General features: G+C 63.1%; 13 protein-coding genes, 1 pseudogene and 1 riboswitch. Of the genes and pseudogenes, 5 read left to right on the top strand and 9 right to left on the bottom strand.

What is annotated here, in order from left to right:
• Window positions 1-15 precede the first annotated feature (15 nt).
• The 3 genes from F2P46_RS00595 to F2P46_RS00585 all read right to left on the bottom strand — a co-directional run bounded on the left by F2P46_RS00595 (window position 16) and on the right by F2P46_RS00585 (window position 1,944).
• Window positions 16-342, bottom strand: a complete 327-nt coding sequence (locus F2P46_RS00595; RefSeq protein WP_166884277.1) for a hypothetical protein — start codon at window positions 340-342, stop codon at window positions 16-18.
• Window positions 329-799: a thioesterase family protein gene (locus F2P46_RS00590; protein ID WP_166884275.1), complete on the bottom strand. Its 471-nt coding sequence runs from the start codon at window positions 797-799 to the stop codon at window positions 329-331. Before F2P46_RS00590 ends, F2P46_RS00595 begins: the two co-directional genes overlap by 14 nt.
• Before the next feature lie 167 nt (window positions 800-966).
• On the bottom strand, window positions 967-1,944 hold the full coding sequence (locus F2P46_RS00585) for a GlxA family transcriptional regulator (RefSeq protein ID WP_166884274.1): 978 nt from the start codon (window positions 1,942-1,944) through the stop codon (window positions 967-969).
• Between the two features lie 79 nt (window positions 1,945-2,023).
• Between F2P46_RS00585 and F2P46_RS00580 the strand changes: the two genes are divergently transcribed.
• Both F2P46_RS00580 and F2P46_RS00575 read left to right on the top strand, forming a co-directional pair.
• Window positions 2,024-2,626 (top strand): DJ-1/PfpI family protein, encoded by a 603-nt coding sequence (locus F2P46_RS00580; RefSeq protein WP_166884272.1) that lies wholly within the window; start codon window positions 2,024-2,026, stop codon window positions 2,624-2,626.
• 10 nt (window positions 2,627-2,636) lie between these two features.
• Window positions 2,637-2,948 (top strand): cupin, encoded by a 312-nt coding sequence (locus F2P46_RS00575; protein ID WP_166884270.1) that lies wholly within the window; start codon window positions 2,637-2,639, stop codon window positions 2,946-2,948.
• Window positions 2,949-2,988: 40 nt separating this feature from the next.
• Here F2P46_RS00575 and F2P46_RS00570 read toward each other — a convergent pair whose 3' ends face one another.
• The gene (locus F2P46_RS00570; RefSeq protein ID WP_166884268.1) at window positions 2,989-3,666 is read right to left on the bottom strand and encodes a type 1 glutamine amidotransferase domain-containing protein; all 678 of its coding nucleotides are present in this window, start codon (window positions 3,664-3,666) and stop codon (window positions 2,989-2,991) included.
• Between the two features lie 96 nt (window positions 3,667-3,762).
• Window positions 3,763-4,371, bottom strand: a complete 609-nt coding sequence (locus F2P46_RS00565) for a TetR/AcrR family transcriptional regulator (protein ID WP_166884267.1) — start codon at window positions 4,369-4,371, stop codon at window positions 3,763-3,765.
• Between the two features lie 915 nt (window positions 4,372-5,286).
• Here F2P46_RS00565 and F2P46_RS00560 point away from each other — a divergent pair.
• Window positions 5,287-6,243 (top strand): HAF repeat-containing PEP-CTERM protein, encoded by a 957-nt coding sequence (locus F2P46_RS00560; RefSeq protein WP_166884265.1) that lies wholly within the window; start codon window positions 5,287-5,289, stop codon window positions 6,241-6,243.
• 161 nt (window positions 6,244-6,404) lie between these two features.
• A pseudogene (locus F2P46_RS00555) lies at window positions 6,405-7,003 on the top strand (recombinase family protein).
• A 208-nt stretch (window positions 7,004-7,211) separates the two neighbouring features.
• Here the strand turns inward: F2P46_RS00555 and F2P46_RS00550 are convergent.
• From F2P46_RS00550 to F2P46_RS00535, 4 genes are all read right to left on the bottom strand, one after another.
• Window positions 7,212-7,511 carry a type II toxin-antitoxin system RelE/ParE family toxin gene (locus F2P46_RS00550; RefSeq protein WP_166884686.1) on the bottom strand — a complete coding sequence of 100 codons (300 nt, stop codon included), beginning with the start codon at window positions 7,509-7,511 and terminating at the stop codon, window positions 7,212-7,214.
• Complete coding sequence (locus F2P46_RS00545; RefSeq protein WP_166884263.1) at window positions 7,511-7,798, bottom strand: hypothetical protein; 288 nt, start codon at window positions 7,796-7,798, stop codon at window positions 7,511-7,513. Before F2P46_RS00545 ends, F2P46_RS00550 begins: the two co-directional genes overlap by 1 nt.
• Window positions 7,799-8,332: 534 nt before the next feature.
• Entirely contained in the window at window positions 8,333-8,941 is a 609-nt protein-coding gene (locus F2P46_RS00540; RefSeq protein WP_166884262.1) for a hypothetical protein, read from the bottom strand.
• Between the two features lie 497 nt (window positions 8,942-9,438).
• The gene (locus tag F2P46_RS00535) at window positions 9,439-11,538 is read right to left on the bottom strand and encodes a TonB-dependent siderophore receptor (protein WP_166884260.1); all 2,100 of its coding nucleotides are present in this window, start codon (window positions 11,536-11,538) and stop codon (window positions 9,439-9,441) included.
• Here F2P46_RS00535 and F2P46_RS00530 point away from each other — a divergent pair.
• Complete coding sequence (locus tag F2P46_RS00530) at window positions 11,537-11,698, top strand: hypothetical protein (RefSeq protein WP_166884258.1); 162 nt, start codon at window positions 11,537-11,539, stop codon at window positions 11,696-11,698. The two genes, F2P46_RS00535 and F2P46_RS00530, sit on opposite strands and share 2 nt — an antisense overlap.
• A 24-nt stretch (window positions 11,699-11,722) precedes the next feature.
• Window positions 11,723-11,941: riboswitch (cobalamin riboswitch) on the bottom strand.
• Window positions 11,942-12,024: the final 83 nt, after the last annotated feature.

Below are 12,024 nucleotides of genomic sequence, written 5' to 3'. Positions count from 1 at the left end.
CGCAACGCGGGCCGCTCAGGGCAGGTCCGCGTACCACTGGCCGTAAGGCGTGTTGGCGGCCATGCGCCGGTTCAAATCGGGTGCGCCATCGGTCCACCACACCGGACCCCGTTCGCCCAGGGCGCGCTTGGCCGTGTCGACCGCCGCGCGGGCGCTGCGGTCGGCATCGGCATCGCCCGATTTTTTTGCGGCGCCGACTTGCCTGCGCGCCGTCATGAGCTGGTCGACCAGTGCTTGCCGTTCATCCGGCGCAAGAGCCGGATTACTGGTGCGCCACAGGCGGCCTGACACGACAAAATAGCGCCCGTCGGGCGTGGTGGGATGTTTTTTAGCGGCCGGCATGGACTTCTGTCGACGCCGTGGAACCGGCTGGCGCCACACTGGGCAGGTAGGCGCTCAAAAACTCGGCCGGCATGCGGCGCACCTTGCCGCTGCTAATTTCGATGCATACCAGGTCCCAGCGCCCGCGCAGCACGGTGACGCCATCGCGCGCGCGGATCAGTTGAAAACGGCGTTCCATCGCGATCTTGCCGTCGCCACCGGTCAGCCACGTGGCCAGGACCAGGGACTCGCCCACCACGGTCGGCAGCAGATAGTCGTACTCGCCGCGCCGGATCGCCATGGCCCGGTCGAGGCGGCGGTAGTCGTCCAGGTTCAGGCCAAGCTGCTCCGAGTGCGCCCAGCCGATCTGTTCGCACCATTGCACATACACGGCATTGTTGGTGTGATCGAGTCCGTCGATATCGCCTGGCTGCGGCGTGATCGCCCGCACAAACGGGTTTGCATAGTCCCAGTCCAAAACAGTCCCTTTTCAAAAGGGGACCTCGAAAAACCTACTGCGCAGCGCAATTTTCGCTCTGCGATGCTCACCGTACCTTCGTACGGTTGCGCTTCTCGAACGAAACTTGCGCCGCTCGCTACGGTTTTTCAAGGTCCCCAAAAAATGTGCGCGCGCTGTGGCGTGAATCAGCCGAAGCGCGCCTGGTAGTCGCTCGGCACCACGCCCAGTTGCGCGGCGAAGGCCCGGCGCAGATTGTACTCGCTGCCGAAGCCGCTGTGGCTGGCGGCGCGCTTGACCGTCATGCCGGGGCGTTCGAGCAGGCCGCAGGCAGCCTCCATGCGCAGCCGCAGCAGCAGCTGGGCCGGCGACAGGCCGGCCGCCTGGCGCAACTGGCGGTGCAAGGTGCGCACCGACAGCGCACACGCCGCCGCCATCTGTTCGACGTCGATCCGCTGGCGCAGGCGCGGGCGCAGCCAGTCGGTCAGCTGGGCATGCACGTCTTGCGGATCGGCCTGCGCCAGCAATTGGGAGCTGAACTGGCGCTGGCCGCCCGGCCGCTTGAAGAACACCACCATCCGCTTGGCCACCGCCAGGCCGACGGCGCGGCCCTGGTCTTCCTCCACCAGGCTCAGCGCCAGGTCCATGCCGGCGGCGATGCCGGCCGAGGTGTACAGCGGACCATCCTTGATATAGATCGCGTCCTCGTGCACGTCGATGGCGGGAAACTGCGACTGCAACAAGGCCGCATCGCGCCAGTGCGTGACGGCGCGGCGGCCGTCGAGCAGGCCGGCGCGCGCCAGCACAAAGGCGCCGGTACACACCGCGCAGCAGCGCGCCACGCGGCCCGCCGCCCGCGCCACCCAGCGCGCCATGGCCGGGTCGTGCGCGCCGCCCGCCGTTTCGATCCCGTGCCCACCGGAGACGATCAGGGTCGCCCCGGCCAGCTTACTTCCCGCCGGCGGCAGCGGCGCGCTCAAGACCGTCACCCCGCAACTCGACGCCACCGGGCCGCCGCCGGGCGCGATCATGTGGATCCGGTACGGCTGCGGCAAGAGAGCGTCGCGTGCCTCGTCGTTGGCGCTGCCGAAGACCTGGGCGGGGCCGGTCGCGTCCAGGAGGGCAAAGCCGGGAAACACCAGCAGCCAGATATCGATCGTTTTCATATGGCAGATATTCCACTATCAATGTCATTTGTGTCAATCGCCATCGTGACATGATGGGTCTTCTCATCAAGGAGCGAGCATGACACGTACCATCGGTATCTATGTTTTTGACGACGTTGAAGTTCTCGATTTTGCCGGGCCTTACGAAGTGTTCACCTGCGCCACGCGCATGGCCGCCAAGCTGGCGCGGGGCGGCGAGGCGCCGTTCCGGGTGCGCACCATCGGCGCCACGACTGCGATGCTGCGCGCACGGGCCGGCCTGAGCGTGCTGCCGGAAGCCGATTTTGCCGGCGCCGGCGACATCGATGTGCTGATCGTGCCGGGCGGCGTGGTCACGGCAGAACTGGCAAAGCCCGACGTCATCGCCTGGATCGCCGCCACCGCCGGCAAGTCGGAACTGACGGCGTCGGTCTGCACCGGCGCCATCCTGCTGGCGCAGGCCGGGCTGCTCGACGGCCAGGAGGCAACCACCCATTGGGCGGACGTGGAGGAGTTGCGCGCGTCCTTCCCGCTGGTGCGCGTGCGCGAACAGCGGCGCTGGATCGACAATGGCGCCATCGTCACCTCGGGCGGCATTTCGGCCGGCATTGACATGTCGCTGCATCTGGTCGAACGGCTGGCGGGGCGCGAACTGGCGCTGCGCACCGCGCACCTGATGGAATACGAGTGGAACGAGGGATGAGGGGGCAACGATGAGAATCGTGCGCAGCAAGGACTACCTCGGCGCGCGCGCCTGGGACGCGCAGCTGATCGCGGCCATGAACAACGCCACCGTGCGCCTGCACTGGAGCGACCAGCCCTACCCCTGGCACGTCAACGACGGCCAGGAGGTATTCGCGGTGCTCGACGGCGAAGTGGCGATGCACTACCGCCACGACGGGCGCGAGCTGGTGGCGCATTTGTGCGCCGGCGACATCTTCTACGCCGCCGAGGGCGACGCCCACAGCGCGCACCCGCTGGGACAGGCGCGCATCCTGGTCATCGAGCGCGCCGGTAGCGACTAGAGACGACGAGACGTCCCGACGAGGCCCGCAGCGCTGTCGCTCAGGCGAGTCGCTTGAGCAAGACGGCGGCTGCTTCGGCCGACGAGGCCGGATTCTGGCCGGTGATCAGCAGGCCGTCGGTGAGCACATACGAGCCCCAGTCGGCGCCCTTGGAATACACGCCGCCGTTGGCCTTGAGCATGTCTTCAACCAGGAACGGCACCACGTCGGTCAATCCCACACCGTCTTCTTCCGTATTGGTGAAGCCGGTGACCTGCTTGCCTTCGACCAGCGGACGGCCGGCCGGGGTTTTGACGTCGCGCAGCACGCCAGGCGCATGGCAGACCAGCGCGACCGGCTTGTTGGCCGCGATGAAGGCTTCGATCAGGGCGATCGAGTGCTTGTCGTTCGCCAGGTCCCACAGCGGGCCGTGGCCGCCTGGATAAAACACCGCGTCGAAGTTGGCTTGCTGCACACTGTCGAGACGCACGGTGGCGGCCAGTTGGGCAGTCGCTTCCACGTCGGCCTCGAAACGGTGTGTCGCTTCGGTCTGGGAAGCCGGTTCCTTGCTCTTCGGGTCGAGCGGCGGCTGGCCGCCTTCTGGCGAAGCGAGCACCATCCCGACGCCGGCATCCTTGAAGATGTAATACGGGGCGGCCAATTCTTCCAGCCAGAAGCCGGTCTTGCGGCCAGTGTTGCCAAGTTCGCTGTGCGAGGTCAGTACGATCAGAACTTTCATGCTATTTCTCCTAATAGATCATCAATGTAAACGAGTAGACCAGTCGTCTATTCGCAGGGCAAAAAAATCGGCGGGCGAACCGCCGGCAAACTCCCCTTACTCCGGGGAGAGATGTAATAGTTGACGCGTGCTCGACAGCGCCCAGTCGAACGGCTGGGTGTTGCGGCCAATTTTCACCATGATGCTCGCGCCCAGCCACAGCTGGTACAGGCTGTTGGCGGTGGTCTCGACATCGCTGTCGATCGCCAGCGATCCTTCGGCCACGCCGGCCTCGATTGCGCCGGCCAGCCTGGCGACGATGCCAGCCGTGCCGCGCTTGAGGGACAGGCGCATCGCCTCGGACAAGTCGGCCACTTCGGCGCCCAGCTTCACGGCCAGGCATTTTCCCTGGCATTCGAAGGACGATTGCGCCGCCTGCCAGCTTTTCCAGTAATTCATCAGGCGTTGCGCCATGTCGAGGCCGGGCTCGCTGAAGGTGGCGTCGATTTGCGCCAGGTAGTCCTCAAAATAGGCTTCGAGCAAGGCTTCCCCGAACGCATCCTTGGAACCGAAGTAATGGTAGAAGGAGCCTTTCGGCACCCCGGCGGCGAGCAGGATCTCGTTCAGGCCGACCGCCGAAAACCCTTTCGCGGCCATGATGCGCTGGCCGGTGGAAAGGATGTTCCTGCGAACATCGGTGCTGTCGGATGCGGTTCTTGTGTTCATGCATCCACTATAACGGAGATTAGACCGGTCGTCTAGTATTTTGCGAAGGAGTTGTCGTTTTCAGAAGGCGACTGCACGAATGTCAGGAGCCGGCTGCATCGACCGAGGTGAGCCTTTTGCGCACCCGTATAATTGATTGACGGGTCGTGCCGTAGTCGCTTGGCCACCGACTCGTCCAATGCGAGACGGCCGACGGCATCGGCCTGCTGCATCCTTGTCAGCGTGAGCGGACGCCCAGCGTCTTTCCTTCGGCCCGCGCGCGCGATACCTGCTTGGGTTTCCAGTCTGGTTTTGACCGGTGACACGATCGTGCCTTTTTACAGGTCAACAATAAGCGAACTGATCGGGATTACCGTAGCCATACGACAAGTTTGTTAGAGCTAAATTATAGATGTGGATCGCTTCTCCCATTTCGTGGTGTCGTGGTGCGAACCACCGACTACTTCCACACGACATGAGTCCTCTGACACGGGATTGGTCAACCAAACGCGCCGCGAGGCGCTGCTGAGCAAGGTGAAGCCCCGCCTTCCTGAGAGCTGCCCCGTGGGCGCTGGGGTACACAGCATCGCGGCGGACGAAGAGACGTGGCGAGACCCTTTGGTGACGCTGCGGGGCTGCAGGCGACACCAAGTCGAAAATGCTCACGGTATGCAAGTGACGCTGAGAACATGCGCGGCTGCACAATAGCGTCACTCCTGACGCCCAAATGCGTAGGTGCATTGACGTCTGCGGTACTTCCTAACGCCCGGCGGTGATTTCGGGGCATTAACCTTTCAGCCAGTAAAGTTGCCAGTTCCCCCACTGTGATGAACCATAGCTCTACTTTCTAGAAAGGCAGTAAAAACGAAAAAACATTCCCTTTTCCTCCTGCTCGCTACCCTCTCCTTCGCCGCCACCAGCACCCACGCCGCTTGGGTGACCACGGACCTCGGCACCCTCGGCGGCATGAGCCAAGCCACTGCCATCAATGCAGCCGGGCAGGTGGTTGGCTGGTCTCGCTTGGCAAACGGCCAAGACCGCGCGTTCCTTTCCAACGGCAGCTCGGGACAGATGACCAACCTTGGCACCCTCGGTGGGGGCTATTCCAGCCGAGCCACTGCCATCAATGCAGCCGGGCAGGTGGCTGGGGTCGCCGACTTGCCAGGCCAGCAGCACGCGTTCCGCTCCAATGGCAGCGCCGGTCAGATGACAGACCTGGGCGCTCTCGGCGGTCCCACTCTCCAGGTCAATGGCATCAATGCAGCCGGGCAGGTGGCTGGGTGGGCCACCGTTGCAAAACAAACCTATCGTGCGTTCCTCTCCAATGGCGCCGCCGGCCAGATGACCAACCTCGGCACCCTCGGCGGCGACTATAGCCAAGCCAAATCCATTAATGCAGCCGGGCAGGTGGTTGGGATTGCCTTCATGGCAGGCGGCCCGGCTCGCGCGTTTCTCTCCAACGGCACCGCCGGCCAGATGACCAACCTTGGCACCCTCGGCGGCACCATTAGCCAACCCACTGCCATCAATGCAATCGGGCAGGTGGTTGGTTTTTCTTACACGGCGAACAATAAAAGCATTAACCCATTTTTCTATGACAACGGCACGATGTACGACGTCAGCGACCTGGTCACGGGATTCACCAAGCTTAGCCGAGAAATCTTCCTAAATGACAGGGGGCAACTCGCCGGCAGCGGCATCATTAATGGCCAGCAACACGCCTTCTTGCTGACAAACGTCATCGATACGATTGATGTCCCGGAACCTGCCTCGCTCACCCTGCTCGGCATGGGATTGCTGGGCCTGGTCGCTGCACGGCGCAAACGCCGCCAGTATACGAAAGGCAAGGCCGCTGAAAGATTGCAAGCGGCATCTACGAGCGACCGCCGTTGATTGCAAGCTCATTCCCCGGCGGCGTGAAGGACATTCATCTTCCGTAACATTTGTGCTGCGGAAGAAGTGCTTTATGGCTGTTCACGTACGAAAACGATCGTTTTCGAACATATGGATTTTTGATGTACGAAAAACAGCGTGTACGAATATCGGACATCCAAATGTCCCGGACTTTCATTTATGCAAGAGTGAGTACCGTTGATCAGAACACAGACAACCAGATCCACGAAATCGAGTCCGCTGGTTTCGCCGTAGACAAGCGTCGGATCGTTCGCGAAAGCATTAGCGGTAGCGTCGCGGCGGGCAAGCGTCCCCAGTTTGCTCGCTTGCTTGACCGCCTTGAGCCTGGCGACGTGCTCATCGCGACCAAATTGGACCGTCTTGGTCGTAACGCTATGGACGTTCGGGCCCGGTCGAGCAGCTTGCAGCCGGTTCTGTCCGTGTGCATTGCTTAGCGCTCGGCGACGTCGATCTAACCAGCTCTGCTGGCAAGATGACCATGAGCGTGCTAGGTGCGGTGGCCGAGTTTGAGCGTGATCTGCTGGTAGAGCGGACCCAGGCAGGACTCACACGTGCGCGTGCTGAAGGAAAGACGTTGGGACGTCGACCAGCACTGACGACAGCGCAGCAAGCCGAGGCGATCGTACACCTCGTGGCTGGCGAGTCAGTGGCCAGGGCAGCTCGTGACTATGGTACGACTCGCCAGTCCATCATGCGAGTACGGGCAAGACACACTTCAGTCGATGCAGCCGACTCCTGACATACGAGCAGTCGCCTTCTGAAAACGACAAGCGGCCGGCGCACTGAATACGCGCTACGCCGACGTCACCGTCGGCAGTTGCAGTGCGGCCATGGCCGCGATGGGTCTAGATGCAACAAACCCGCCAGAAGGCGGGCTTGTCTTGGAGGCCCCCCAGCTCGCGATCGAGCTACGCCCGATCCGACCATAACTGCAACTGACCGTCAATTCAATGGCTCTGTGAGCCAAAGCGGGACGGTGGCCACTGGCGGGCGGCGTGCAGTACACGCAGCACGCGCACCAAGTCGCCGGCAGTGTCATAGACGAGGATGTAATTCTGGTGCGCTACCAGCTCACGAGTGCCGGCAGTGCGGCCAGGCTTGCCCAGGCCGGGATGATCGACCAAGCGGTCTGCCTTTTCTGCAAACAGCTCATCGAGGGCGAGCGCGGCGGCCGGGTTGTCGGCTTCAATGTATTCGTAGATGTCGTCGCGGTCTTGAATCGCCTCTGATGTCCAACACAACTCCATCACTCGGCGGCTTCCAGACGGCGACGTGTGGCGGCGCGCTTGGCGGCGAACTTGGCTTCAACCTCAGCGGCCGGGATCAGGTTGCCGGCATTGGCTGAGTCTAGGCCGATCTGCACCTGGCGCTGGAACCAAGCGTCATGTTGTGCCGCTTCCTGCTGCTGCCGAACGAAGTCACGCATGAAGTCGCGCAGCAGCTGGGCGCCGGTACGGTCGCGGCCCTTGGCGGCTGTCGTGAATTGGTCTTTCAGGATCTCATCGACCCGGAAGGTAAAGGTTGTTTCGCTCATGGCCTTGCTCCAATGTGTTACAGCGCAATCACATAGTAGCACAAGCAAGGGTCAACCGTCGTTTGATGACGCCTGCCCGCGCCAGTTTCATTTGCAGCTATTGCTGGTCGGCCTCGATCAAATGCAGGTCGGCGCGGCTGAATGCAGGTTCATTTGCAACTAATGCTGGTTTGACAGGGGGCGATAGATGCAGTTACTCCCGGTCAAAAAAGCCGCCGAAGGCAGGTCGGCGCGCTTTCAAATGCCGGTCGCTACACATACCGCTCTGACAACGAATCTGCCAAAAGGTTTCTGTTCCGGTCATTCATAACAGCCTCTTCTTGGCAGCCTGTCGGACTTGGGGAGTCGAAGCAAAAAATAGCCGGGCGAGGCCAGATTTGGACGATGTCGCAATGCCAGTAGCGAGCTATTGGCCGAGAAAGCGGCGAAATATGGACCGTCCCGCTATTTTCGCAGCCGACGATCCCAAGTCCGACCGGCTGCCGGCGGCGTGCAACGCAGCAGCGCGCCGGACAGGGAAGACAAAAATCACATCTATTTTGGAGCGGGTACTGGGCGTTCAAAGGTAATCGTCATATTTGTCGTCCTCCCGAAATTGCTGTTGAATCCGGCGAAGTTGCGTCCAAAAAAGGTGCCGCTGGTATCCGCGCTCTGATCGCGCGAGCTGCCATTCCATTTCTGGCGGAAAGCGCCGTTGGCGTACGTGTACGTGCTGTGTCCGCTAAATTGTGAGCTGGAAAACCCATTTGCTTTCCATTCCACCATGATAGCGCCGGTATGTTCACTGCCTTCCATGACAAAACCCGGGACGGCCGATGGCACCACCGAGAGGGAAGCGCCCTTGGCCGTGGCGCTGAAAGCCGACGATGGGATCTCACCGTTTCCGAACATGAAGTCGCCTCCATCGCTCAGATTGAACGAAACGTAATTGAGGAAAACAGTCGTTGTACCCTCCTGCTTATTGGAATATACGCACAAATGCGCTACCCGGTCTGGACCGGTGATTCCACTTGCGCATGCATAATCGCCGGAACTACGGAAATGCGTCACATTCGCTGCGGACACGACGCCAGCACAGGCGATGGTCAGCAGGATTGCCGCGATCGCGTTCTTCGAGAACGCGTTGATGTTTATCGTACTCATTTTATCCACCTTTTAGGAATGGTGGCACGTAGATGCTTAAGGATAACAATGAAGCAAGGGAAACGTGTCACCCGCTTTACCGTCATCGAAACGCGGAAGTGAGCTCGATGACAGTCTTACGCCGGTATCAGCCAGCTCTCTCATTGTAGGCTGCGGCGAGGGGGAAGCTTTGATCTAACCGTGCTGGCGTGGCGGCTCAATTCCGCTGCGCGCCGGTCCGGCCGCCGGCCGGTGCGGATGCGCTTGCGCCTGGCCGCTGTGGAACCGGCTGAAGAACAACGCGCAAAGCCGAGGGGCGGCTGCGATCCGCATCCCACTGCCAAAGTCATTAATTGCATTGTGGAAAATCTTCTACGAATAGCAAGACTTCCTCATGCTCCAAGTGGTGGCAGAGCGGCGCACCATCCTTTCCCGGGAATCGCCGAAGTCCGCACGTAAGGCACAGGCTATGCCTCGGCTCCGGTCGAGTACTGCGATCAGCCGGCCCGCCGCGATCGTCAATAACGCCACTGGACCGTCAGTTCCGCATGGCGCCGCGCACCCAGCAGGTACTGGCTGCCGCCGTACGAGGTGCTGGCGTACAGCTTGTCGGCCAGGTTGCGCAGGTTCAGTTGCACCAGCACGTGGCGGCTGGCCTGCCAGCCGACGCTCGCATCGAGCACCGTGTAGGCCGGCAGAGACTGGGTGTTGGCGTTGTCGATAAAACGCGCGCCGACGTAGCGCGCGCCGCCGCCGGCGCGCCAGTCGCCGCTGCGGTAGCCGAGCCAGAGATTGGCCGAGGACGTGGGCGCGTCCGCCGGACGGTTGCCGGCGCGCGAGACGTTGCCGCTTTCGACCAGCTGGTCGAACTGGGCGTCGGTATAGACCGCGTTCGCTTCCAGGCGCCAGGCCGGCGCCAAGGCCACGCTGGCGCTCACCTCCACCCCGCGCGACGATTGCGCGCCGCCCTGGATCGACAGCGCCGGCTTGGCCGGGTCGCGCGTGATGATGTCGTCCTTGCGGATGCGGTACAACGCGGCCGTCCACTCGGCCTTGCCGCCGGCCAGCGATTGCTTGACGCCCGTTTCCAGCTGGCGCGAGCGGGTCAGCTTGTAGCGGCTGTTGGCCAGGTTCAGCGACAACAGGCTGGTCACCGGATCGCTGCCGCTGCTGACCTGGCCGTACAGCGAGGTATCCGGCGCCAGCCTCCAGGTCAGGCCCAGGCGCGCGGCGGTCGATTGCAAGGTAGCGTCGAAGCCGGCCGCCCCCTGCAGGCTGGTGCGCTCGACCTGGTAGCGGTCGTGGCGCAGGCCCGCCAGCAACAGCACAGTCTCGCTGAATCGATAAGCGTCTTCGACATACAGCGCATGCGTGACGGTATCGGTCGTGAAGTCCGGGCGCAAGGGATCGGGGCTGTCGAACACACCCGGCGCAAAACCGGTCGGCGCCACGCTCGATGCGCCGCCGTAGGGGGCGTTATTGGTGTGGGTGAAATTGATGGTGGCCGCTTCCCACCCGGCCGCCAGGCGGTTGGCGCCGGCGTCCCAGCGCGCCTCGAGCCGGTTGCCGGCCTGCTCCTGGTCGTGCGCGATGGCGATGTAGTCGCTGCGTTCGACCAGCTTCGCCTGGGCGTCGTAGAAATAGCTCTCCACATTGCGCCAGTGGCGGCGCGCCTTCATGTAAACGAGTTCGTTGCTGACGCTCAGGGCCGGCGTGACGCGCCAGGTCAGGCGGGCCAGCGCCTTGTCATCATCAAGGCCGATATCGGCGTCGCCGACGTTGTAGTTCTGCCTGCGCAGCGCGCGCGCCAGGGCGCCGTTGACCAGCGGGGTGCCGAAGTAGCGCTGCGGCTTCTGCTCCAGATGATCGAGCTGGAGCTCGAGGTCCAGCGTGGGCGCCAGCGCATACGCCAGGCTGGCCAGCACTTTGCCGTGGCGCGCATCGCCGCGTTCGATCAAGCCGTCGCTGCGGTCGGCGTAGGCGTCGATCCGGAACGCCCCGCCCTGCCCCAGCGCGCCGCTGGCGCCCACGCCGGCGCGCAGTGCACGCCCGGCCCCGATGCCGGCCATCGCCTCGAACGCGGCGGCGCGCGTGGGCGCCTTGCGCACGGCATTGATGGTGGCGCCGGTGGTGCCGCTGCCATGGATCACCGAGCCCGGGCCGCGCAGCACTTCGATGTACTCGTAGCCCCACGGATCGGCGGGATAGCTTGCCGTGCCCGAGCCGACCTGCGGGCGCTGGCCGTTTTCCAGGATGGCGATGGCGCTGTTGCCGCTAAAACCGCGCGCCGAATAGGCGATGCCGTTGCCGGGCGAGCTGATGTCGGTCAGGCCGGTGGTGCGGGTGACGGCGTCCTTGAGCTGCACGTCGCCGCGCGCTTCGATGCTGGCCGCACCGAGCGACTCTACGCTCGCCGGCAAGTCCTGCGCCGCCCGCCCGCTCCGGCTGGCGGCGCCGATCTCGCGCTTGAGGCCAAGGCCGTCGTCCGACGCCGCCTGGATGGTTACCACCGGCATCAGCGCCGGTGGCTGGGCCCGGGCGGCCGGGGCGCACAGCAGTGCGATGGCGGCGACGATGGGGCGGATGGGGGTGGAACAAGCGTGGCTGGAAAACATCATGGAAGCGCCTGACGTAGTGAATGACCGGATCGGCCGATGGTTACGTTCGCAAACGCATGCGCCGCCACCATGGCACGCGCCGCTCGCGCAGGGCGAACGGAAACACGTACAACGGCGGCGTGCGCTTGCATTGGCAAAACAGAAAAAGGACGACAAATAACAGGCAACCCCACACCCCGGGCGTTGCGCGTGCATCGTGACTGGCCGGTCTTCTGGCTCGCCGTCATCCTTCCCTGGTCTTGCCTTCCCATGCACTGCACAGTGGCGTTCGATCAAAGTCGTCAGGCTTACAGCAGCGGGGGCTGCGCCGGACTGGCGCGAGATGAAAATCTCGTGCGTCACCGGCTTCCCGTTTCACCCTCCAGCCGACAAGCGGGAGGGCACCATTCACATTGGGCGCATTTTAGTGCGCAAAATCGTTTTTGTCACATCTTTCCTGCGCCAGCCAGCGGGATGGCGTGGGGATCCACCGCCCGCTGGCCGTAC

The organism is Massilia sp. CCM 8734, from assembly GCF_011682155.1.
Classification (GTDB): Bacteria; Pseudomonadota; Gammaproteobacteria; order Burkholderiales; family Burkholderiaceae_D; genus Telluria_A; species Telluria_A rubra.
This window is presented reverse-complemented; position numbering and strand designations above follow the sequence as displayed.

Bases quoted from the DNA above. Each gene is read 5' to 3' on its own strand.
- F2P46_RS00595 (WP_166884277.1), bottom strand. From the start codon at position 342: ATGCCGGCCGCTAAAAAACATCCCACCACGCCCGACGGGCGCTATTTT.
- F2P46_RS00585 (WP_166884274.1), bottom strand. From the start codon at position 1,944: ATGAAAACGATCGATATCTGGCTGCTGGTGTTTCCCGGCTTTGCCCTC.
- F2P46_RS00580 (WP_166884272.1), top strand. From the start codon at position 2,024: ATGACACGTACCATCGGTATCTATGTTTTTGACGACGTTGAAGTTCTC.
- F2P46_RS00575 (WP_166884270.1), top strand. From the start codon at position 2,637: ATGAGAATCGTGCGCAGCAAGGACTACCTCGGCGCGCGCGCCTGGGAC.
- F2P46_RS00570 (WP_166884268.1), bottom strand. From the start codon at position 3,666: ATGAAAGTTCTGATCGTACTGACCTCGCACAGCGAACTTGGCAACACT.
- F2P46_RS00565 (WP_166884267.1), bottom strand. From the start codon at position 4,371: ATGAACACAAGAACCGCATCCGACAGCACCGATGTTCGCAGGAACATC.
- F2P46_RS00550 (WP_166884686.1), bottom strand. From the start codon at position 7,511: ATGGAGTTGTGTTGGACATCAGAGGCGATTCAAGACCGCGACGACATC.
- F2P46_RS00545 (WP_166884263.1), bottom strand. From the start codon at position 7,798: ATGAGCGAAACAACCTTTACCTTCCGGGTCGATGAGATCCTGAAAGAC.
- F2P46_RS00540 (WP_166884262.1), bottom strand. From the start codon at position 8,941: ATGAGTACGATAAACATCAACGCGTTCTCGAAGAACGCGATCGCGGCA.
- F2P46_RS00530 (WP_166884258.1), top strand. From the start codon at position 11,537: ATGGAAGCGCCTGACGTAGTGAATGACCGGATCGGCCGATGGTTACGT.
- F2P46_RS00535 (WP_166884260.1), bottom strand. From the start codon at position 11,538: ATGATGTTTTCCAGCCACGCTTGTTCCACCCCCATCCGCCCCATCGTC.